General features: G+C 60.9%; 2 protein-coding genes and 1 pseudogene. All 3 read right to left on the bottom strand.

Going from position 1 to position 1,359, the window contains the following annotated elements:
• Positions 1–337 (bottom strand): dihydrodipicolinate synthase family protein (locus Q0331_RS10785; RefSeq protein WP_298076358.1); only part of this gene is annotated, 337 nt, incomplete at its 3' end.
• A gap of 93 nt (positions 338–430) precedes the next feature.
• Positions 431–1,183 carry an FAD-dependent thymidylate synthase gene (gene thyX / locus Q0331_RS10780; RefSeq protein WP_298076357.1) on the bottom strand — a complete coding sequence of 251 codons (753 nt, stop codon included), beginning with the start codon at positions 1,181–1,183 and terminating at the stop codon, positions 431–433.
• A gap of 3 nt (positions 1,184–1,186) precedes the next feature.
• Positions 1,187–1,359, bottom strand: a pseudogene (locus Q0331_RS10775) (4-hydroxy-tetrahydrodipicolinate reductase); the annotation flags it as partial.

Raw genomic sequence — 1,359 nt, 5'->3', positions numbered from 1 at the left:
GCAGAGAGTCAGCCCCCGCTTCTTGCGATGCGCGAGACATTTCTACGGTGACAGCTGTGTCATAAGACCCGCTTCCGGCGATCAGCTTTACGCGGTCGCCGAGCTCGGATCGTACTGCTCTGAGCAGGTCAAGCTTCTCGGTCGCACCCGTGGTGGGTGATTCTCCGGTAGTTCCGGCCAAGACCAAAGAATCGCAGCCCTCATCCACGAAGTGGCCAGCAAGTGCCACGCCCGCGTCCAAGTCGATGGAGCCGTCCTTCTTGAAGGGGGTCACCATCGCAAGAGAGATAGTTCCGAAGTGCGCGGATCCCCTTGTTGCTGCGTTACCTGTACTCATGACTTCCCAGACTACCTTCCTTCGCGAGAATCTCACGTATTTGGGTGGTTAATTTCGGCGGGTTGTAATTGACGACCCTAAGACCCGCAGCCCTTAGGATTCGCCTACGTACGGGCTCGTAGCCATCTCGCCACCGTCGTGCAATTGCGTGATCGAGAAGTCCTCGAACACGTTGGGCGCTACTTCCTGCAGTTTACGCAAGCACGCGACGGCGATCCGGCGGATCTCCGGGTCCGCATGCTCGGCGGCACGCATGGCGATAAAATGCCGCCAGCTGCGGAAGTTGCCGCTCATAACAAAACGGGTTTCGATGCAGTTCGGCAACACCGCCCGGGCCGCCTGGCGCGCCTGCTTCGTGCGCAGCACGGCATTCGGCTCCTCGGCGAAGTCCTCGCCCAGGCCATCCAGGATCTCCCGGTAGGCCTCGTAGGCCACGTCCGCCGCTTGCAAGAATAGCTTCTTCAAGTCCTCATTGCCTGCGACCGCTTCGGGCACCACGACCCGCGCCTCGTCGGCGGGAACGTAGCGCTGCGAAAGCTGGCTGAAGCTGAAGTGCCGGTGCCGCATGATCTCGTGGCTGCAGGAGCGAGAAACCCCGCGCAGGTACATCGACGCGCTGGCGTGTTCCAGCAACGTGGTGTGGCCGACGTCCATGATGTGGCGGACGTAGGCCGCATTCTTCGCGGTGTGCGGGTTGGGTTTATCCCACGTTTCGTAGCAAGCCCTGCCCGCGAACTCGACCAAAGCGGCACTATCGTCCGCGTCGGTGTGCCAATCCAGGTCCGGCACGGAATCGAAGGCGGTGTGACCCACCAGGTCGATCTGTAGAGGTGCAACAGTAGCCATGGACTAGGCCTTAGCACCGCCGTTGACGTCGCCGTCCAGCCCCAGGAACTTCTCCAAACCGATGGTAAGACCCGGGTTATCGCCGATCTTATCCACGCCGATCATGATTCCCGGCACGAAGGACTCACGGTCGTAGGAATCCTGCTTCAGGGTCAAGGTCTGCCCCTTGGTGCCGA

This window comes from uncultured Corynebacterium sp., from assembly GCF_937999985.1.
Lineage (GTDB): Bacteria > Actinomycetota > Actinomycetes > Mycobacteriales > Mycobacteriaceae > Corynebacterium.
This window is presented reverse-complemented; position numbering and strand designations above follow the sequence as displayed.